The organism is Pseudoalteromonas sp. D15MCD-2, assembly GCF_038562745.1.
GTDB lineage: Bacteria > Pseudomonadota > Gammaproteobacteria > Enterobacterales > Alteromonadaceae > Pseudoalteromonas.
In genome coordinates this window covers 846,156-864,429 of record NZ_JBCFQE010000001.1, presented here as the reverse complement: position 1 = coordinate 864,429, position 18,274 = coordinate 846,156, and the positions used below count along the sequence as shown (strand labels likewise).

Sequence of the window (18,274 nt, the reverse complement as noted above, 5' to 3'; positions counted from 1 at the left end):
TACTTTCAAGACATGCCATTTTAGGAAAAATGGTGGAGAAGGAGGGATTCGAACCCTCGATAGAGCTACAAACCCTATACTCCCTTAGCAGGGGAGCGCCTTCGGCCACTCGGCCACCTCTCCGTCTTGTGGGGCGTATAATAAAGATTTCAGGAAATATGTCAAACACTTTTCAAGGAAAATCGCATAGATGGTTATAGATTGTCCATAACGAGCCAAAACAGCTTGTTTTTGTTTATCCTTTCGCCGTTTTTTCTTTATCACTCAACGGCTCAAGACCCGTCAATGGGATCAGTTCATCAGTTAACTCTGCGAGGTATTGATCTTGATAACCCAATTGTTGAAATTCGGCTATGCAAGCACGATAAAAATCTTCACGTTGATGCTCGCTTTTGTTCGTATCTGTAGGCAACGGCGAAGGCTTTTTAGTCATTATTATTAAGTCCATTTATACATTGAACGAGAATTGCGCAATGATGTCATATCTTGGCTAAAAATAATACTATCGGCCTTTGTATTTGTAGAAAAATTTTACAACTTAGTAACTTTGTTGGAAGACTAATTCAGCATTTCTTTTTAGATCAGCTAATTACAATTGAGTATTAAAATTGAGAGCAATAAAAATCAGAAATTTCTGATAACAAAAACGCCGCTAAAAAGCGGCGCTTTCAAGACTTTTAGCTGATTAATCAGCTTGAGGACGCATGTGTGGAAATAGGATCACGTCTTTAATTGTTGGTGAGTCAGTAAATAACATCACTAGACGATCGATACCAATACCCTCACCCGCTGTTGGTGGTAAGCCGTATTCTAATGCACGGATATAGTCATCATCGTAGTGCATCGCTTCATCATCACCTGCGTCTTTCTCTTCAACTTGACGAGTAAAGCGCTCTGCTTGGTCTTGTGCATCGTTAAGCTCAGAGAAACCATTTGCTAGTTCACGGCCGCCAACGAAGAATTCGAAGCGGTCAGTTACAAATGGGTTTTCATCATTACGACGTGCAAGGGGTGACACTTCCCACGGGTAAGCGGTGATGAAAGTCGGTTGAATTAGCTTATGCTCAGCCGTCTCTTCGAAGATTTCACATAAGAATTTACCTGGGCCCCATACGCAGTTTTCTGGGATCTTAACGTGTACTTGCTTCGCGTACGCTTTAAGTTCTTCAAAATGGTTTTCAGGGTCATTAAATACCGCAGCATCAAAGTCTGGGTTGTACTTAAGGATTGCTTCGCTCATTGTTAAACGAGTAAACGGTTGACCAAAATCGTACTCTACTGAATCAACCACTTCACCATTTTCATCTTTCGTTGTGTTTACAACAATAGGTGAACCAAGTACGTCTGTCGCAACAGTACGTAACATGTCTTCAGTAATGTTCATCAGGTCAATGTAATCAGCGTATGCTTGGTAGAATTCAATCATTGTGAATTCAGGGTTATGACGTGTTGATAAACCTTCGTTACGGAAGTTACGGTTGATTTCGAATACACGCTCAAAGCCACCCACAACTAAACGTTTTAGGTAAAGCTCAGGTGCAATACGTAAGTACATGTCGATATCAAGTGCATTGTGGTGTGTTACGAATGGACGTGCAGACGCACCACCCGGGATCACTTGTAGCATCGGCGTTTCAACTTCCATGAAGTCACGATCAGCTAAGAAACGACGGATACCTTCAACAACTTTTGAGCGAATACGGAAGGTTTCACGTGTCGCTTCATTAGTAATTAAATCAACATAACGTTGACGATATTTAGTTTCTTGATCAGATAAACCATGGAATTTTTCAGGTAACGGACGTAATGACTTTGTCAGTAACTCGTACTCTGTCATTTCTACGTATAGGTCACCTTTACCTGACTTATTAAGTGCGCCTTTAACACCGATGATGTCACCGATATCAAGTTGACCATATTTTGCTTTTAATTCTTTTTGTACGTCTTTTGATGCGTACGCTTGAATTTGACCTTTCATGTCTTGTAACGCAAGGAAAGGACCACGTTTTGCAAGAATACGACCTGCAACTGATACAACATGTTGCTCAGCAACTAATTCTTCTTTCGATTTATCACCAAACTCAGCTTGCAAATCAGCCGTGTAATGTTCACGACGGAATTGGTTTGGATGACCGTTGGCTGGGCAATTTTCGCGGATTGCGTCTAATTTGCCACGACGCTCAGCGATTAACTTATTTTCGTCTTGGATTTGATCAGTCATTTTTTAGCTCTTTTTTAGCTTGGTGGTTATAGGCCAGATTTAAGGCTGGCTTCAATAAATTTATCTAAGTCGCCGTCAAGAACCGCTTGTGTATTACGGTTTTCAACGCCTGTACGTAAGTCTTTAATGCGCGAGTCATCAAGTACGTATGAACGAATTTGACTACCCCAGCCAATATCAGATTTAGCATCTTCTTGGCTTTGTTTCTCAGCATTTTGCTTTTGAATTTCAAGCTCAAACAATTTCGCTTTTAACTGCTTCATTGCTTGGTCTTTATTCTTGTGCTGTGAACGCTCATTTTGGCACTGTACAACAGTGTTAGTTGGTATATGAGTAATACGAACCGCAGATTCTGTTGTATTTACGTGCTGACCACCGGCGCCTGATGCGCGGTAAACGTCAATACGTAAGTCTGCCGGATTAATATCAATTTCGATATTATCGTCGATTTCTGGGTAAACGAATGCCGATGCAAACGAGGTATGACGACGACCACTTGAGTCGAACGGGCTCTTACGCACTAAACGGTGAACACCTGTTTCTGTACGTAACCAACCGTAAGCATATTCGCCAACAAAGCGCACTGTTGCGCCTTTGATACCAGCCACATCACCATCAGTTGCTTCAACCAGTTCAACTTTAAAGCCTTTTGCTTCACCCCAACGTAAATACATACGCAGTAGCATGTTGCACCAGTCTTGGGCTTCGGTACCGCCAGAACCTGATTGTAAATCAAGGTAAGCATCGTTTTGGTCATGATCGCCTGAGAACATACGACGGAACTCTAGCTTTTCAAGCTGTGCGTTTAAATCGCCTAATTCAGCTTCGGCTTCAGCAAAGGTTTCTTCATCTTCTGCTTCAACAGCAAGCTCGACTAAACCTTCAACATCTTCGGTACCTGACACTAGATTATCGATGGTCTCAACGATAGCTTCGAGTGCCGACTTTTCACGGCCAAGTGCTTGAGCTCGCTCTGGCTCATTCCACACTGCTGAATCTTCAAGTTCTGCGTTAACTTCTTCTAACCGCTCTTTCTTAAGAGGGTAGTCAAAGGTACCCCCGAAGCAGTTCAGTACGTTCGCGAATTTCCTTGATTTGATTAATCACAGGATTCACTTCAAACATGTACATTACTCCAAAATGGCTGATTTACCGCGCACCGATATCGACAATAAATACGGTAAATTATCTACAAATATTAAAAACGCCCGATTTTAACAAAAAACCGAGCGTTTTATTAGCCTTTTATGTCGATTATAACGATATTTTTATGTCGCTTTTTGTAGCTCTCTAATAATCAGCTGTAACGAGAATTTACCACGGAATTCATTTATATCGAGTTGATAAGCAGCTTTCACATAACGCACTTCGGTATCTGGCCATGCACGCACATCAACACCAAATGCAATACCGTCAACTAATCGTCCTGATTGATGTTTTAAAACCAGTTTTAAGTGTTTTTCACCGACAATGCGCTGCTGTATTACCTCAAACACATGCTCAAACACTGGCTCTGGAAATTGCTGTCCCCAGGGGCCGGCATTTTTTAGTAAGTTGGCAAACTCCATCGAAAAGCACTCATTAGGTAATTCACCGTCGGTAAGTAAAATACTTTGCTTATGCTCTTCAGTGAGTGTGTCTGTCACCATTTGCTCAAACACGGATTTAAACTCAGTAAAACTTTGCTCATTGATACTCAGCCCGGCCGCCATAGCATGGCCACCAAATTTACTGATCAAATGCGGATAGAGTGTATTTACTCGCTCGAGTAAATCACGCATATGCAGCCCTTCAATAGAGCGGCAAGAGCCTTTTATTTCGCCGTTATCGCCCGCTGCGAAAATAATCGTCGGGCGGTGATACTTTTCTTTTAAGCGACCAGCCAAAATACCAATCACACCTTGGTGCCAATCAGCTTGGTATAAACAAATGGCATCAGGCACTGACTCAGTTTTAAATGCTAAACGGTCAAGCACCGCCTGTGCTTCAGTTTGCATGCCCTGCTCTATTTCTCGGCGCTCGTGATTGAGGCTGTCGAGCTCACCGGCAATTCGACGTGCTTGATTTATATCGTTTGATAACAAACAGGCTATACCTAAACTCATATCATCAAGACGCCCTGCTGCATTTAAGCGTGGTGCCAATGAAAAGCCAAAGTCACTGGCACTTAAACGGGCAGCATTACGATTTGCCACTTCGATTAGGGCACTGATACCTGGGCGTGTTTTACCACTGCGAATACGTGCTAAACCTTGATGCACTAAGGTTCGGTTATTGGCATCAAGAGCGACCACATCGGCAACGGTACCAAGGGCTACAATATCAAGTAACTCAGCCAAATTTGGCATTGGATTATGCTGAAAATACCCTTGTTCACGTAAGTGGCTACGTAAAGCAATGAGCAGATAGAATGCAACCCCAACGCCTGCTATCGATTTCGATGGAAACTGACAATCATGGCGATTCGGATTCACGATGGCATCGGCATCTGGCAGGGCTTCACCTTGTAAATGGTGATCAGTTACCAGCACCTTAATTCCTGCTTGCTTTACAATGGCAATGCCATCAATACATGAAATACCGTTATCAACAGTGATCACAAGCTCGGGTTGCATAGTCACTATTTGCTCAGCAAGCGCAGGACTTAAGCCATAACCTAGGCTGAATCTGTCAGGTACCAAGTAATCAAGATTCTTTAAGCCAAACATCGCAAGACCTTGCATTAAGGTTGCTGTGCTGGTTGCACCATCGGCATCAAAGTCACCGACGATTAACACGCGACTTTGAGCCGCGAGCGCTTGTTGCAATAGCACCACAGCTTTGTCGATATCTTTAAACAACTTAAAGTCATGTAATGTCGCAGCGCTATTATCGAGTTCGGTGGCACTTTGCACCTGTCGAGTCGCATATATTTGCTTAATTACAGGGTGTAAATGGTGTGGTAGATGCGAATCATCAACATGAGGACGAGCTTGAATTATTTTTTCCATGTCGGAAATGGTACTTCTTTGCTTAATACAAATAAAAAAGGCCTACGACAAATAGGCCTTTTCGTTTAAAAAATCAGTTATGAAGATGTTTTTGGTAAGGCATCAAGCGCTTGGCTAATTTGCGCAGCTGATTGATAACCTGGGATCATGGTGCCATCTTCTAAAATAATTGCTGGAGTACCCGACATACCAAAGCTTTGACCTAGTTGGTAATGCTCAGCAATTGGTGCGTTACAACCAGGCACATCTGCAACTTCTGCACCCGCTTTTGCTTCTGTTAACGCTTCAGCAGGGTCTTTAGCACACCATACATTCATTAGATCTTGGTAACCTTTACCACGTAAACCACCACGTGGGAAAGCAAGGTATTTAACCGTGATACCCGCATCTAAGAAATCATCAAGTTCACGGTGTAACTTACGGCAGTAACCACAGGTAATATCGGTAAAGACTGTGATTGAATGCTTTTCGTTTTTCGCTTTGTAAACGATCATTGAGTCTTCGTATTCAGCAATGCCTTCTTTACGTACATCGCTCAGTGCATGCTCTGTTAGGTTAACTCGGTTATTAAGGTCAATCAGTGTTCCTTGCATTAGAAATTGACCGTCTGGGCTTGCGTAAAGTACACCCTTATCAGTAATTAGTTCTTTAAGGCCTGCCACTGGGCTTGGGTTAATTTGCTTAACGGTTACGCCTAATTCAGCAAACTTAGCAATAATAGGGGCATCAGCAGCGTCTGTTGTTGATACGCCATTGGCAAACACATTTAAGCTTGTGCCTAGTAGTGCTGTGGCTAAAACTAACTTTTTCATAAATATCCTATATCCTGATCATTTTTTATATAGACCGGTACATCTTTAAAAATCTTGCACTAAGCACGTGGATGATGTTGCTCGTGTACCGACTTCAATCTTTCATTCGCTACATGGGTATATATTTGTGTTGTTGATAAGTCACTGTGACCTAACATCATTTGCACGACTCTAAGGTCCGCCCCATGATTAAGCAAATGCGTTGCAAACGCGTGTCTGAGCGTATGCGGTGATAACGGCGATTCAACTGATGCCAAAATAGCATAGTGTTTGATGCGATGCCAAAAAGTTTGTCGTGTCATGCCAATCCCGCGCTTAGATGGGAACACAAAGTCAGTGGCATGTTTAATCATTTGCGAACGGCCCACTTTTAAAAACTGCTCAAGCCAATACATTGCTTCTTCGCCTAGGGGAACTAAACGCTCTTTATTACCCTTACCTTTTACAAAAACCACAGCCTGACGCAAATTAATTTGCTCCATTCTGAGTCCCACCAGCTCTGTAACACGAAGCCCTGTGGCATATAACAGCTCCAGCATAGCTTTATCACGAAGCCCCATAGGATCTTCTATGTCTGGGGCTGCAAGCAGAGCTTCGACTTCGGCTTCTGACAGCGTTTTTGGTAATGACTGCCCAGCTTTTGGTTGAGCAATATTGACCATCGGCGAATCGGCAATGGCTTTTTCGCGTACAAAATACTGATAAAAACGCTTAAGCGCACTGATGCTTCGCGCTGTGCTGCGCGACTTTAGCCCTAAATCAACACGGTATGCTAAATACGCTTCAATGTCATCAGAGCGAACAGCTAGTAGGTCTTTATCTTTTAAAAATTGGCAAAACTTTTCAAGGTCACTGCGATAAGCAGCGAGTGTATTTTCGCTGACCCCCTGCTCAAGATACAGCGTATCTAAAAATAACTCTAAATGTTCGGCGTTATTTGCTGTTATTACACCTTTTTGGGCTTGTGAATTATTATCAGCCACGCGTACTCTCATCCTTATCAAGGTATCAATTGATTATACCTTACGGTAAACTTACGCCTATCATATCAGGCAAATACACAGTGATAAATACGATGCAGATTGGTTTATTTTATGGTTCTACAACCTGCTACACAGAAATAGCGGCAGAGAAAATTCGCGATATTATTGGTCACGACATAGTGAGCCTTCACAATATCAAAGATGAGCCATTAAAAAATGCAGAGCAATTTGATTTCGTGATCTTCGGCATTTCAACTTGGGATTTTGGTGAGTTGCAAGAAGATTGGGAATCAATCTGGGACGACATTAGAGATGTTAACCTAAACGGCAAAACCGTGGCTCTGTTTGGTATGGGCGATCAACAAGGTTATGGTCAGTGGTTCCAAGATGCGCTTGGCATGTTACACGATGAAATTTGTGATCAAAGCATTACCTTGTTAGGCAAATGGCCTAACGATGCAAGTTATGAATTTGAGGCTTCAAAAGCACTCACTGAAGATGGCAAACAATTTGTTGGCTTAGCCCTTGATGAAGACAGTCAATACGAGCTTAGTGATGAACGTATCGCAAGCTGGGTTGAACAAATCATGACTGAGTACAGCGAAAGCTTGTAAGTCATGAATAAAAAAGCCAAGCATCGCTTGGCTTTTTTAATGGTTATTCAACACGTTGCCAATATTGATTACGATAGAAGAATGCAATATATCCGCGTACTTCAAGCACCTTACCTTGTTCTTGTGGGGTCAGTTTAAGGGTATAGGTTTTACCATTGTTTGGGTCTAGAATTTCACCCTCTTGCCAGCTACCATCGCCAGCATCTGTAGCGCCTTCTATAATTTGTAACCCTAAAATAGGCTGATTTTTCTTATCACCTTTACACTCTTCGCAGATTGCGTCTTGCTTGGCTGGGTTAAGGATTTTTTCAACACTACCAACCAATACACCATCTTGCTCACTAATACGTACTAAAGATTTCGCTTCATTCGTTTCTTCGTCAATAGTTTTCCAAAGACCCACAGGCGTCAATGCAGCAAAACTCAACTGAGAAAATAATAAGGCAGATAAAACAATTGATAAACGGAACATAAAAAACTCGTATAAAACTTAAGACTTTGGCACTATATCAGGGCTTAACCAAACACACCATTTTGCTAAGCTCCGAAATCGACACAACATTGCGAGGGAACACAATGAGTCAATTCACATTAATTACCGGTGACATTGTCAGTTACGACAGTAATCAGGTAGCTACAATTAACGCCACGGGCGAAATAAAAATAAATCGCTTTGCTGAGCCATTATTTATTCCTGATAGCGCTAAAGCCGCCATTGAGCTGGGTCGGCTTGATGATAACTTGTTTAATTTAAAAAAGTTATTACGTTCAGGCTATGCCGACCCTTGCCCTACGACCCGCGTGCTAATTGAAACCACACATCCTTTACCTGAAATCAACGGCCTGCTGATAAAACGCCGCTTTAGCATTATTGACTTTTGCAGTGCCGAAATAGAAAAGTCGCACAGTAAAGCCGTGTTAGACGCCCTATTAGAGCTTGAATATGTGCAACAAATTCAGCTTGATGAAGTAATGCAATTACAGCCACCGGTACAATTTAAAAACCAATAAAGGTACAATAACTTATAAGTATGCTAATCAGCTCCTTCATTTGTAAAAGGAATAACAATGAAAAGTGCGCTACCTATAATGATTGCCGCAAGTATTTTGCTAACTGGTTGTGATGAATTAGAAGTTGAAGAAACTCATAACTTTGGCGATGAAATGTATGAGAACAATTACACACTCGTAAATACCACTGATTTAGAAGTGGACTATTACATGGCAAACACTGACCTGTTTGGTGATGCTCAAGAAGTTAAAGACTCTCAATACTATGTTGACACGCTTGCATCGCAATCACTTCCCGTTGATGTAACACATGCTCACAATGAACGTAGCCGTATTTCATTTTATGTAGTCGATCACAGCGACATAAGTAACTCAGCCACACAGATGTATCAGGTAGAGCAAAATCAACCTTATCATTTTGTGGCTTGGCAAAATGAAGAAAAGCTTCGTTTAACTCTAGTAAAAAAAGCTAATGATGATAAAGATGACTTTTTTGCTATACGTATTCTCGCAACTGAAAACCTTCGCTTAAAAATCGAAAATCAAATCGTCAATTTATATCAAAATCAATTAAGTTACTGGTACCACATTGATGACTGCGCTGATGATTTAAAAGTATCAAAGCTCAATGATGAAGATAAGCGAGTTTATGAACCTGTCTCAATCTGCAACGCATCATATGGGCAGTCATACACTTTACTTTTAAGTGAAGATGGCCTTGAAGCAAGCATTGCTGAATAACGATTACATCTTTAGGTAAAAAGCTTTACAGAGCTCTTTATAATCTTGGCTATAGCTGCCATCAGCTGCATGTATGGTTAACGATGATGTATCACATTCGCCGTTGTTTTGGCTGAGTAACAACAAGCTGCGACTTGGTTGTTTTTTCTCGGTTGTACGTACCAAGCAATGGCGATTTAAGTACCAGCCTGCCTGCTCAGCTACCGCAATGAATTGTTTTGCTTCTACGCAAGGCAAAATCACATTCAAAAGCGTTTTGCCGTGGCTAAGCCTAGTACACGCTTCTATCAATTCGCTGAAGCTAAGGCCGTCAGTATGGCGGGCAGTATTTCGAGCATCATTTTCACCTTTTAGGCTCGCATTAAAATACGGTGGGTTGGTGATGATCGCATCAAAAGGCTCTGCTGCGCTAAACGACTGTACAGCTCCTTCGAAAAGGTTTATATCAGGCCATGGGCTAGCCGCAAAGTTTTCTCGAGCATCATTACAGGCACCCGCGTCAATTTCTATGGCACTTACTTTTGCTTCAGGCGCTCTTTGTTTTGCCATTAGCGCCAACAGCCCTGTGCCTGTGCCAATATCTAAAATGCCCTTAGCACCACTCACATCAGCCCACGCCCCTAACAAAATACCGTCGGTCGACACTTTCATCGCAGTGCGTGTTTGCGTTACTGTAAATTGTTTAAACACAAAGCCTGACATTTTTTCACCTTTTCATTCACCACAGCCGCGTTAACGCGTATAATTAGGCTCAATTGTCCTCTATTTATGTCACTCTATGCAATTTTCTGAATTTGATATCGATAACAAGCTGTTAAATGCCATTAATAAAATGGGTTTTGATACGCCAACCAGTATTCAACAACAAGCGATCCCTGAAGCTCTTCAAGGTCGTGATATTTTGGCATCAGCCCCTACTGGTACGGGTAAAACAGCCGCGTTTTTGATCCCTGCAATTCAATACTTGCTTGATTTCCCACGTCGCGATCCTGGCTTTGCGCGCGTATTGATCATGACACCAACCCGTGAGCTTGCTTATCAAATTCATGAGCAATGTGAATTACTCGCCGCACAAACTCATCTTAAAATTGGGGTTGTAACAGGTGGTATAAACTACGGGACACACAGAGAAATTTTCGAAAGCAATAACGATATTCTCATTGCCACACCAGGGCGTTTAATGGAGTATCTCGAAACAGAGAACTTCCATGCTGAAAACGTTGAAATGCTTATTCTTGATGAAGCTGACCGCATGCTAGACATGGGCTTTCGTAAAGAAATGCTACGTATTTGTGATGAAGCACGTAACCGTCGCCAATGTTTCTTATTCTCAGCGACCCTTGAAGGTGACAGCGTTGAGTTATTTGCAGAGCGTATCTTAAACGACCCTGCACTGCTTGAAGCCGAATCTTCACGTAAAGAGAAAGGCAAAATCCACCAATGGGTTCACCTTGCGGATGACTACGACCATAAACTAAAAATGTTGGTTGAAACGTTAAATGGTGACGACATTCATAAAGCAATTGTGTTTGTTAAAACCCGTGAGCGCTTAGAGACATTAGTTGGTGAATTAAACAATGAAGGTCTTCGTGTAGCTTGGTTACGCGGCGAAATGCCACAAGACAAGCGCATGAAAGCCATGGAGAACTTTCACTCTGGTCGCAACAATATCTTAGTTGCAACGGATGTTGCTGCTCGTGGTATTGATGTTGCTGATATCAGCCATGTTATCAACTTTGATATGCCACGCACCGCAGACGTATACGTACACCGTATTGGACGTACTGGTCGTGCAGGTAAAAAAGGCATTGCGATTTCATTTATTGAAGCTCATGACGTGGCAATTGTTGGTAAGGTTGAGCGCTACATTGAGCAAAAACTTAAACGCCGAGTAATTAAAGGGCTTGAGCCACAGCACAAAGAAGCGAAGATCCCCTCTAAGAAGAAAAAAGATCCAGTAAAAATGAAGGCAAAGAAAAAAGCCAAAGCTAAAACGAAGAAGAAAAAGTAGTTTTAACTTTAACATCATAACTGTGAAAATGCCGAGCTTGCCTCGGCATTTTTGTACCCTACCCAATTTTACCTAACGAGTGTGTAATTAGTTCACACTTTATTACTCACCCATCCCGTCAAAAAAATAAAACCAATTAAAATCATAAACTTAAATATTGGAATAATAATTGTAACTGGTTCAGCAATAGTTCACAGCAGACTAGATTAACGAGGGAATTGTATGAGCCGCTTCAAATTAACCGTAGTACTTACATCATTAAGCTGTATTTTTTTACTTGCATGCGCAACGAACGTAAGCGCTAACACCAGCGTGCTAACAACTAGCACATCGGCTCAACCACGCCTACAGCAAATGGCTTTGCAGAAGTTAACTAGTAATCCGAACTTTCGAATTGAAAACCTACAAGTGATTGTTGAAGGTGAGACTGTTGAACTAAAAGGCATTGCAGAAACGGGCTTTCAACGTGCTTTAGCACAGAAGTTTTTAGAGCACAGCCAAGGTGTGATGCAGATAAAAAACAACCTTAAAGTGAGTAAGCTTAATCACACATCACTTTAAGGCTAGGTTTACAGGTGGGGCTTGAACTTATTCGCCACTTGCTTGTAGGTTGATAAATTTTGCAAGCTCTTCTGGTTGACCCATCAGCATTTGAATTTGCTGATTAATCTCCATCATAGTCTTACCTTCTGGTAATTTAGCTGACACAGAAAAAGACGATAAACCATTCACAAAGTTACTAATCGCTGTTGCAAGTTCTTCGCTTACTGGCACTTGCTGTAATTGCATAGCAACGACTTGCTTAAATTGCTCATGAGTCATGCCTTGCGCAGTTAAGAAGCTATCAACGACCGCTTTAAGCTCACCTTCATCAGCAATTGACATATTGATGCTACGTGGCTCTAACTGCGTGAGTGCTGCCATCATCTTTGATTGCTGTTGTAACTGCTGCTCTAAAGTAAGCTGACCATCAGCTGCTTCATTTTGCATCTGGCTCACAGCGAGTGATGCTTCCATCAGCGCTGTGGTTTTAGCTAAACCAAGATTAAAGTTAACGTCAGCCACCTCATTTGCAGTCACTTTAAGAGCAAAGTCGCTGTCGCCTGAAGCTTTATTATAATCAAGCGATGAGTCAACGTTATAGCTTGTTGATGCTAGCTTGTTATTAGAGTTTTCTGGCAGCTGTGTTAAAAACTCATCGCTAAAACGAAAGTTTTTCATAACAAAGCCAGTGTGAGGCGGCACCGCATCTACTTCGTAACCCGACACATCAATGCTATCGATTGTTGCAACAGGCTCATTGCTTATGCTATTAGAAACAGTGATATCAGATAACTGCATGCTGCTATCAAAAATACTGGCTGAGATATCGCTGTATTTAATTTCTACACCGCTTTGGATTGATAGAGCACTAATTTGCTTATCAACTACCTTTTTCACTTCCTGTGTAGCTGCGTAATTTGCGTAAGCTACGCCACCGACAGCCGCAGCAACAACCGCTGCAATAATTAACTTCTTCATTTTATTTCCTTTAATTGGTGTAAATTTTTTATCAGTGTATCAAATTGTATTTAGTTTATTAACGACAATAGCTCATGCACGGTTTTTACTGGGGTGATCTTAGCACCAAGGCCTTCCATTGATTTATGGTAATTACGATATGGAATAAAGATCTCAGTAAAACCGTGTTGCGCAGCTTCTTTAACTCGAGGTACGCCGCTGTCGATTGGTCTTACATCACCATTTAAACTTAGCTCACCCATAATACAAGTGGTACGCGGTACAACAAATTCGTTCAAGCTGCTTAAAAGTGCTGCTACCAATGCTAAATCGATACAAGTCTCTGACTCATCGATTTTTAAACCACCAACAATGTTGAAAAAAGTATCGTGGAAGATTTTTGTTTTTGTGTGCTTACGTAAAATACCTGTTAGCATCTTGATACGATTCATATTCAAGCCAACACACACCCGCTGCGGGAATTCGGCTTCGGTTTCTGTGGTTAAACATTGTATTTCGAGTAGTAAGTTACGGTTACCTTTACGGATACAAGTGATAGCAGAGCCCGGAGACTCTGTACTAGAACCAGATAAAAAGATTTCGCTTGGGTTATCAACGCTGAGCATTCCGCGCTCGCACATTCTGAAAATACCCACGGTATCGATATCGCCAAAACGGTTTTTATTAGCACGCAGTGTTCTGACTTGGCCATCGTTAGTATCGATATGTAATAAAGCATCGACTATGTGTACAAGTGTTTGCGGCCCAGCAATTTCGTTATTTTTGTTTACATGAGCAATGATGAACATAGTTACATCATTTTGCTTACAGTATTGTGTTAGTGCCTGAGCTGCACTTTTTACCTGTGAGGGTGAACCAGGGCTACCATTTGCCGTTTCTGTTACCACGGCCTGAATTGAGTCAATCACCGCGAACTTAATTTTGTTTTTATCAAGCTCTTCAATGATGGCTTCAACACTGGTTTCAGACAGCAAGTAAAGCTCATCTTCGTTGTAATCTAAACGTAAGCGATTCACACGGTTTTTAAACTGCGATAAAGATTCTTCGGCTGTGCAGTATAAAGAAGGCATTAGCTTTGACATACGTGCGACTAAATCTGACAGCAAGGTGGTTTTACCGGCACCTGGGTCGCCAGAAATAATGTTAACAGAGCCAGTGGTTACGCCACCACTTAGTACTCTGTCTAGCTCACCTATTTCCGTGAGGCGTTTTTCGGCCTCAGTGGTCGCAACTTCATTGATTTTCTTTGAGCCACCGCTAGCGATACCGGCATAGCCTGCCACTGCCGCACGGCTTGCCGCTTGCTTCGATTGCCCCGCTGAAGGCTTAAATTCTGCCAGCGTATTCCACGCTCCACACTTACACTGACCTTGCCAGCGTTGATAGTTCATGCCGCACTCAGTGCAGACAAATTCGATTTTTGCTGATTTTGCCATTCGGCCTTACCTATTTTGGTCGCTGTTTTGTGACTATTTCTGTATTTTCAAGCATATAATAGCTAAAGTAAAACATATGACTCAGGTAATTAAACTAGAGTCACTTTTGTAGTCACAAAAGATAATATGCTGTAACTTGCCCCATGAAAAACGCTTAATCATGCTAAGTGCTTAATTAAGAAATGGTTAAGGGCACAGTTTTTGCTTACAAATAAAACTTTACAGTGCTTGCCATTTAATTGGCGAATACATATAACAATAACTAATAAAATAAAAAACTAGTTACACTGCTTTGGCTTTCAATAGCCCGCTAGTATACCTACTTTTTTATATAGACGGTGATGGTTTTATAAATGGCTGAAGACATACTGCTTAAATATGAAAGCCTAGTTGAAGAACTAAAGGCACATTTAGGCACTCCCCAGTTCGACAAACTGTTTAAATCAAAGACAGCTAGCTTAACTAAGCCAGAGCAGTTTCTGATCAAAATGGAAATGTCGCGCTTATCTCAGCCTGTAGCACGCTTTATTGATTTACGTGGCCAGGTAACCGGCCAAGTCAAACCCTACGAATATGATGGTAAGCAACACTTTATGGACGATACAGCCATTGAAGTGTTTGAAGATGCTATAAAGCGCCACGGTGGTTACACCCTTGCCGTTTACGAAGCGGTAATGAATACCGAAAACAATCACCGCGTAATGCAAAAAAAAGCCGCTGAACAAGCTTTAACTGACGATAGTACCACGACAGAGCAGTCAGCCAAGGTCATTAAGTTTGCATCCTATGAAAGTCGCCGCGAAGAGCGGATGAACTACTCAATTAAAATTACCGTTGAACTAGATAAAGACAATAAGGTTGCAGCTTCCACCTCTGATATCTCTTTAAGTGGCGCAAAAATCAAGTTAGCACCACGGTATAAAGTTAAAAAAGGCCAATTAATTGGTCTGCGCTTAGTTGGCCTAGAGCAAGATTTTGAACTGGGCTTAAAAAACGGAATTCAATACGAAGTGGTTGCGGTAGAAAAAGTATCCCGTGAATACAACCATGTACGCTTAAAGCGCACCTTTATTGAAAATAATGATAAGTTTGATGAGTTCTTAGAAAGCTTTATTCACGGTAATAAACGTCGCTATAAAGTGAACTTAGACAATACCTTAGATGCGGTTGTATCGAAAGGCTACGAGCAATACTACATTCCACGTGTTACCTCGCTTTATACTTTTTTGAGCTTACAAGGCGACAAGCTTTATCCTAGCCTTGCGTTAACCACAGAAAATAACATTTTTATTCAGCGCTATTTTTGTGATGAGCGTAAGTTGTCATGCTTATATAGCATTATAAATCAGCAACGTTTAGGTCACTTGCTCAGTTCACCAGATGCGGTAAAAGAAGAATACCTGTACACCTTCACTCATACCGTTGCTGGCAAAATTTATTACTACTCAGCTACACGAACTGAGCTTGATAGCCAACCACAACTGAGAGATTTATTTTTCGGCTTTGGTAGCCAAAAAGACAGTTGGCAATGCTTTAAGCTTCAGTTGATGCCAAGCCATCCGGAAGATTCGTATATTCCGCTGTCGCTACCAAGCAGTGCTGGTAAAAACATCGAAAAACTAAATAAGCCACCGACACCACGGGTGCAGGGGTTGATTAAAGATGTTAAATATCTACTGATTTTGACCTCGGTGGGTACTAAGTTTGAACAACAAACATACCAACAGCTTGATTATAATAAAGATGCGGTAAACCAACTTAAACAGTTTGGTCACAGTAAGCATAAAACGCCTCCTCATTTAGAGCCTGTGGCGCTTGAGTATGTGAACCTTCGTGCTCATAAACGCTATTTATACAAAACAGCTATCAGCATTGAACATCATGAGCAAACAATTACAGGCCATACTCGTGATTTGTCTGTGATGGGCTTGCAAATTGAATGCGACCAACCGGTTGAGTTCAAAAAAGGCGATATCATCAAACTAAACTTGCCTGATTTGCAAAAAATTACCAAAAAGCACGATTTAACAAATCTGGCTTATGAAGTAATGGCTATAAGTAAATCACTGACAACAGTAAATTTAAAAGTGCATAAAGTTGGTGACTTACCGCATATGGCGATTAAGTTTTTCACCGTATTAATCGATAACAACAAAGACAAATTACGTGTTTGTGAAGAAACCCCTAAAATTCCGGGGCTATCAACTGCACTCAGAAATATGGTGACCAAAAGCGTATGCCAATTCCCGTTTTATTTACATAAAGAAGCTGCCCACTTTAAAGCTGGCGCTATTGGCCAAGGCTTATATCCAAGCCCTCTTCATGTACTACTACAAAATTTTGCGTTATTGAACGAAACAACCAGCATCGACGGATTCTTATCAACGGATCAAATTACAGAAGTGATCACCCCGTTGATCAAAGACCGTAGTCGCCAAGATCCACCTCTGCCATTTACCCTATTTGTTCGCTTTGATCCGCGCCAAGCCGAAATAAGCGATGCAATTACCAGCCGCTGTATTAGTGAAGATGATTACAAACCACAAACTTTGTTTGTGAAAAAAGCGTTGAAAAACGATTTAGTCTTTGTATTTCGTTTATATGTATCACGAACTGGTCGCCCTGATATTGATTACTTAGCGAATGAACTCAAATATATTAGTCAGTACGCATTACATAAAGCAAAAGACTTAGAAGAAGCACTATGGGCAGTAGCTGGTGTGGGTGATTTAATTGATATAACCGAAGAAGCGCTTACCCATTTTGATATTGACCAAAGGCTGATCAATGAAATGAGCAAACGCAAAGCGACTTGGTTAAAGCGAGTAATCTAACGGTAGAGAGAGTAAGTAAGCAACTTGCAGTAATGAGCCTTCATTAATTGCAGTTTGTGCTTGCTCAACTACTTTAGGTTTACCATGCACAGCAACACCAAGCCCTGCCGCAGCCATCATTTTCAAATCGTTCGCACCATCACCCATAGCAACAGTTTGGCGGTTGTTTAAGGTAAGCTTTTGTTCGATTCGTTTAAGTACACGGGCTTTTTCCTCAGCATCAACAATCGTGCCTATGACCTTGCCTGTTAAACAGTTATCTTTAAATTCAAGGGTATTGGCATGCACTTCATCTAAATCAAGCAGTGACTGTACTTGCTCAGCAAATGGCACAAAACCACCTGATGCTATTGCTAAATGCCAGTTATGCGCTTTTAGGTATTGGCATAATTCACTCACGCCCGGCATTAGAGGTAAACGCGCTTTTAAGCCATCAATTAAGTCTACATCGATACCTTCAAGCTTAGCGACACGTTGCTTTAAGCTTTCTGCAAAATCCAGCTGACCGGCCATTGCTTGTGAGGTTACAGCGGCAACTTCGTCATAAACATCGGCAAGGCGCGCTATTTCGTCGATGCACTCGATAGTAATGGCTGTTGAGTCCATATCCATCAGCAATAAACCTGGTTCATTCACTGTTGGTGGATTAGTTAATTGCACCAATTGAATACCCAATTGCTTAGCAAACTCAACTAATACCAAAGGGCTTAGTGCTGTTGTTGTATCGCTATGAAAGCTCCACGCTACTGGCATGTCTGCGATTGGCTGATAACAACAAAGCGATAAATTGCTAAACCCTTGCGCCGCTAAAAAATCGCTAATCGCAAGTAATTGCTCAGCATTAAGCTCATTACCAAAGGCAACACTGAACACGCCTTGATTTGCTTTTGGCGTAAAGTCTGTTGTAATAAGGTTTTCGTTTTCAATTTTATACCAGCAATTTAGGCTGATTTGTTCTGCTAAATTTGCTGAAGGTGTAGCAGCTAAGCTAAGCTGTGACATAGTGGCTCCACATTAGACTTATGTCTGTCCTTGGTCGTGCATTTGGCACTCGCACTCAAGGGGCTGTTAAAGTTATCATGTTGTACCATCAAATTTAA

The 18,274-nt window shown here is 41.6% G+C and carries 17 protein-coding genes and 1 tRNA gene; 6 read left to right on the top strand and 12 right to left on the bottom strand.

What is annotated here, in order from left to right; all coding sequences use genetic code 11:
- Positions 1–30: 30 nt before the first annotated feature.
- The 7 genes from AADY36_RS03925 to xerD form a co-directional block, all read right to left on the bottom strand.
- A tRNA-Ser gene (locus tag AADY36_RS03925) sits at positions 31–123 on the bottom strand.
- 112 nt (positions 124–235) lie between these two features.
- Complete coding sequence (locus AADY36_RS03920; RefSeq protein ID WP_055020963.1) at positions 236–433, bottom strand: hypothetical protein; 198 nt, start codon at positions 431–433, stop codon at positions 236–238.
- 252 nt (positions 434–685) lie between these two features.
- Entirely contained in the window at positions 686–2,221 is a 1,536-nt protein-coding gene (lysS, locus tag AADY36_RS03915; RefSeq protein WP_054560811.1) for a lysine--tRNA ligase, read from the bottom strand.
- Between the two features lie 26 nt (positions 2,222–2,247).
- Positions 2,248–3,346 (bottom strand): peptide chain release factor 2 gene (gene prfB / locus AADY36_RS03910; protein ID WP_105181232.1). Its coding sequence is split into 2 segments (ribosomal slippage): positions 2,248–3,270 and positions 3,272–3,346, totalling 1,098 coding nucleotides; the frame shifts between segments, so codons are not numbered across the junction.
- A 143-nt stretch (positions 3,347–3,489) separates the two neighbouring features.
- Positions 3,490–5,211: a single-stranded-DNA-specific exonuclease RecJ gene (gene recJ / locus AADY36_RS03905; protein ID WP_342408516.1), complete on the bottom strand. Its 1,722-nt coding sequence runs from the start codon at positions 5,209–5,211 to the stop codon at positions 3,490–3,492.
- Between the two features lie 77 nt (positions 5,212–5,288).
- Positions 5,289–6,023: a bifunctional protein-disulfide isomerase/oxidoreductase DsbC gene (gene dsbC, locus AADY36_RS03900; protein ID WP_054560813.1), complete on the bottom strand. Its 735-nt coding sequence runs from the start codon at positions 6,021–6,023 to the stop codon at positions 5,289–5,291.
- Positions 6,024–6,082: 59 nt separating this feature from the next.
- Positions 6,083–6,970, bottom strand: a complete 888-nt coding sequence (gene xerD / locus AADY36_RS03895) for a site-specific tyrosine recombinase XerD (protein ID WP_408002930.1) — start codon at positions 6,968–6,970, stop codon at positions 6,083–6,085.
- A 128-nt stretch (positions 6,971–7,098) separates the two neighbouring features.
- Here xerD and fldB point away from each other — a divergent pair, with 128 nt between their 5' ends.
- Positions 7,099–7,620, top strand: a complete 522-nt coding sequence (fldB, locus tag AADY36_RS03890; protein WP_054560815.1) for a flavodoxin FldB — start codon at positions 7,099–7,101, stop codon at positions 7,618–7,620.
- 43 nt (positions 7,621–7,663) lie between these two features.
- Here the strand turns inward: fldB and AADY36_RS03885 are convergent, their stop codons facing one another.
- Positions 7,664–8,092: a DUF2147 domain-containing protein gene (locus tag AADY36_RS03885; protein ID WP_054560816.1), complete on the bottom strand. Its 429-nt coding sequence runs from the start codon at positions 8,090–8,092 to the stop codon at positions 7,664–7,666.
- A gap of 104 nt (positions 8,093–8,196) precedes the next feature.
- Between AADY36_RS03885 and AADY36_RS03880 the strand changes: the two genes are divergently transcribed.
- Together AADY36_RS03880 and AADY36_RS03875 are read left to right on the top strand one after the other, a co-directional pair.
- Positions 8,197–8,631 carry a hypothetical protein gene (locus tag AADY36_RS03880; protein ID WP_054560817.1) on the top strand — a complete coding sequence of 145 codons (435 nt, stop codon included), beginning with the start codon at positions 8,197–8,199 and terminating at the stop codon, positions 8,629–8,631.
- Between the two features lie 57 nt (positions 8,632–8,688).
- Positions 8,689–9,372 carry a hypothetical protein gene (locus tag AADY36_RS03875; protein ID WP_054560818.1) on the top strand — a complete coding sequence of 228 codons (684 nt, stop codon included), beginning with the start codon at positions 8,689–8,691 and terminating at the stop codon, positions 9,370–9,372.
- Between the two features lie 3 nt (positions 9,373–9,375).
- On the opposite strand, the gene AADY36_RS03870 is transcribed toward AADY36_RS03875, so the two are convergent.
- On the bottom strand, positions 9,376–10,074 hold the full coding sequence (locus AADY36_RS03870; protein ID WP_055198151.1) for a tRNA1(Val) (adenine(37)-N6)-methyltransferase: 699 nt from the start codon (positions 10,072–10,074) through the stop codon (positions 9,376–9,378).
- 76 nt (positions 10,075–10,150) lie between these two features.
- Here AADY36_RS03870 and srmB point away from each other — a divergent pair, with 76 nt between their 5' ends.
- Both srmB and AADY36_RS03860 read left to right on the top strand, forming a co-directional pair.
- Positions 10,151–11,383 carry an ATP-dependent RNA helicase SrmB gene (gene srmB, locus AADY36_RS03865; protein ID WP_055198154.1) on the top strand — a complete coding sequence of 411 codons (1,233 nt, stop codon included), beginning with the start codon at positions 10,151–10,153 and terminating at the stop codon, positions 11,381–11,383.
- Positions 11,384–11,605: 222 nt separating this feature from the next.
- The gene (locus AADY36_RS03860; RefSeq protein WP_054560821.1) at positions 11,606–11,944 is read left to right on the top strand and encodes a BON domain-containing protein; all 339 of its coding nucleotides are present in this window, start codon (positions 11,606–11,608) and stop codon (positions 11,942–11,944) included.
- Positions 11,945–11,971: 27 nt separating this feature from the next.
- On the opposite strand, the gene AADY36_RS03855 is transcribed toward AADY36_RS03860, so the two are convergent.
- Both AADY36_RS03855 and radA read right to left on the bottom strand, forming a co-directional pair.
- Positions 11,972–12,904, bottom strand: a complete 933-nt coding sequence (locus AADY36_RS03855) for a hypothetical protein (RefSeq protein WP_055020968.1) — start codon at positions 12,902–12,904, stop codon at positions 11,972–11,974.
- Positions 12,905–12,954: 50 nt separating this feature from the next.
- Positions 12,955–14,340 carry a DNA repair protein RadA gene (radA, locus tag AADY36_RS03850; RefSeq protein ID WP_054560823.1) on the bottom strand — a complete coding sequence of 462 codons (1,386 nt, stop codon included), beginning with the start codon at positions 14,338–14,340 and terminating at the stop codon, positions 12,955–12,957.
- 353 nt (positions 14,341–14,693) lie between these two features.
- Here radA and AADY36_RS03845 point away from each other — a divergent pair, with 353 nt between their 5' ends.
- A complete protein-coding gene (locus AADY36_RS03845; RefSeq protein ID WP_055020969.1) occupies positions 14,694–17,174 on the top strand; it encodes a PilZ domain-containing protein in 2,481 nt (826 codons plus the stop codon).
- On the opposite strand, the gene serB is transcribed toward AADY36_RS03845, so the two are convergent.
- Positions 17,157–18,176, bottom strand: a complete 1,020-nt coding sequence (serB, locus tag AADY36_RS03840; protein ID WP_342408515.1) for a phosphoserine phosphatase SerB — start codon at positions 18,174–18,176, stop codon at positions 17,157–17,159. The genes AADY36_RS03845 and serB overlap by 18 nt on opposite strands.
- Between the last annotated feature and the right edge of the window lie 98 nt (positions 18,177–18,274).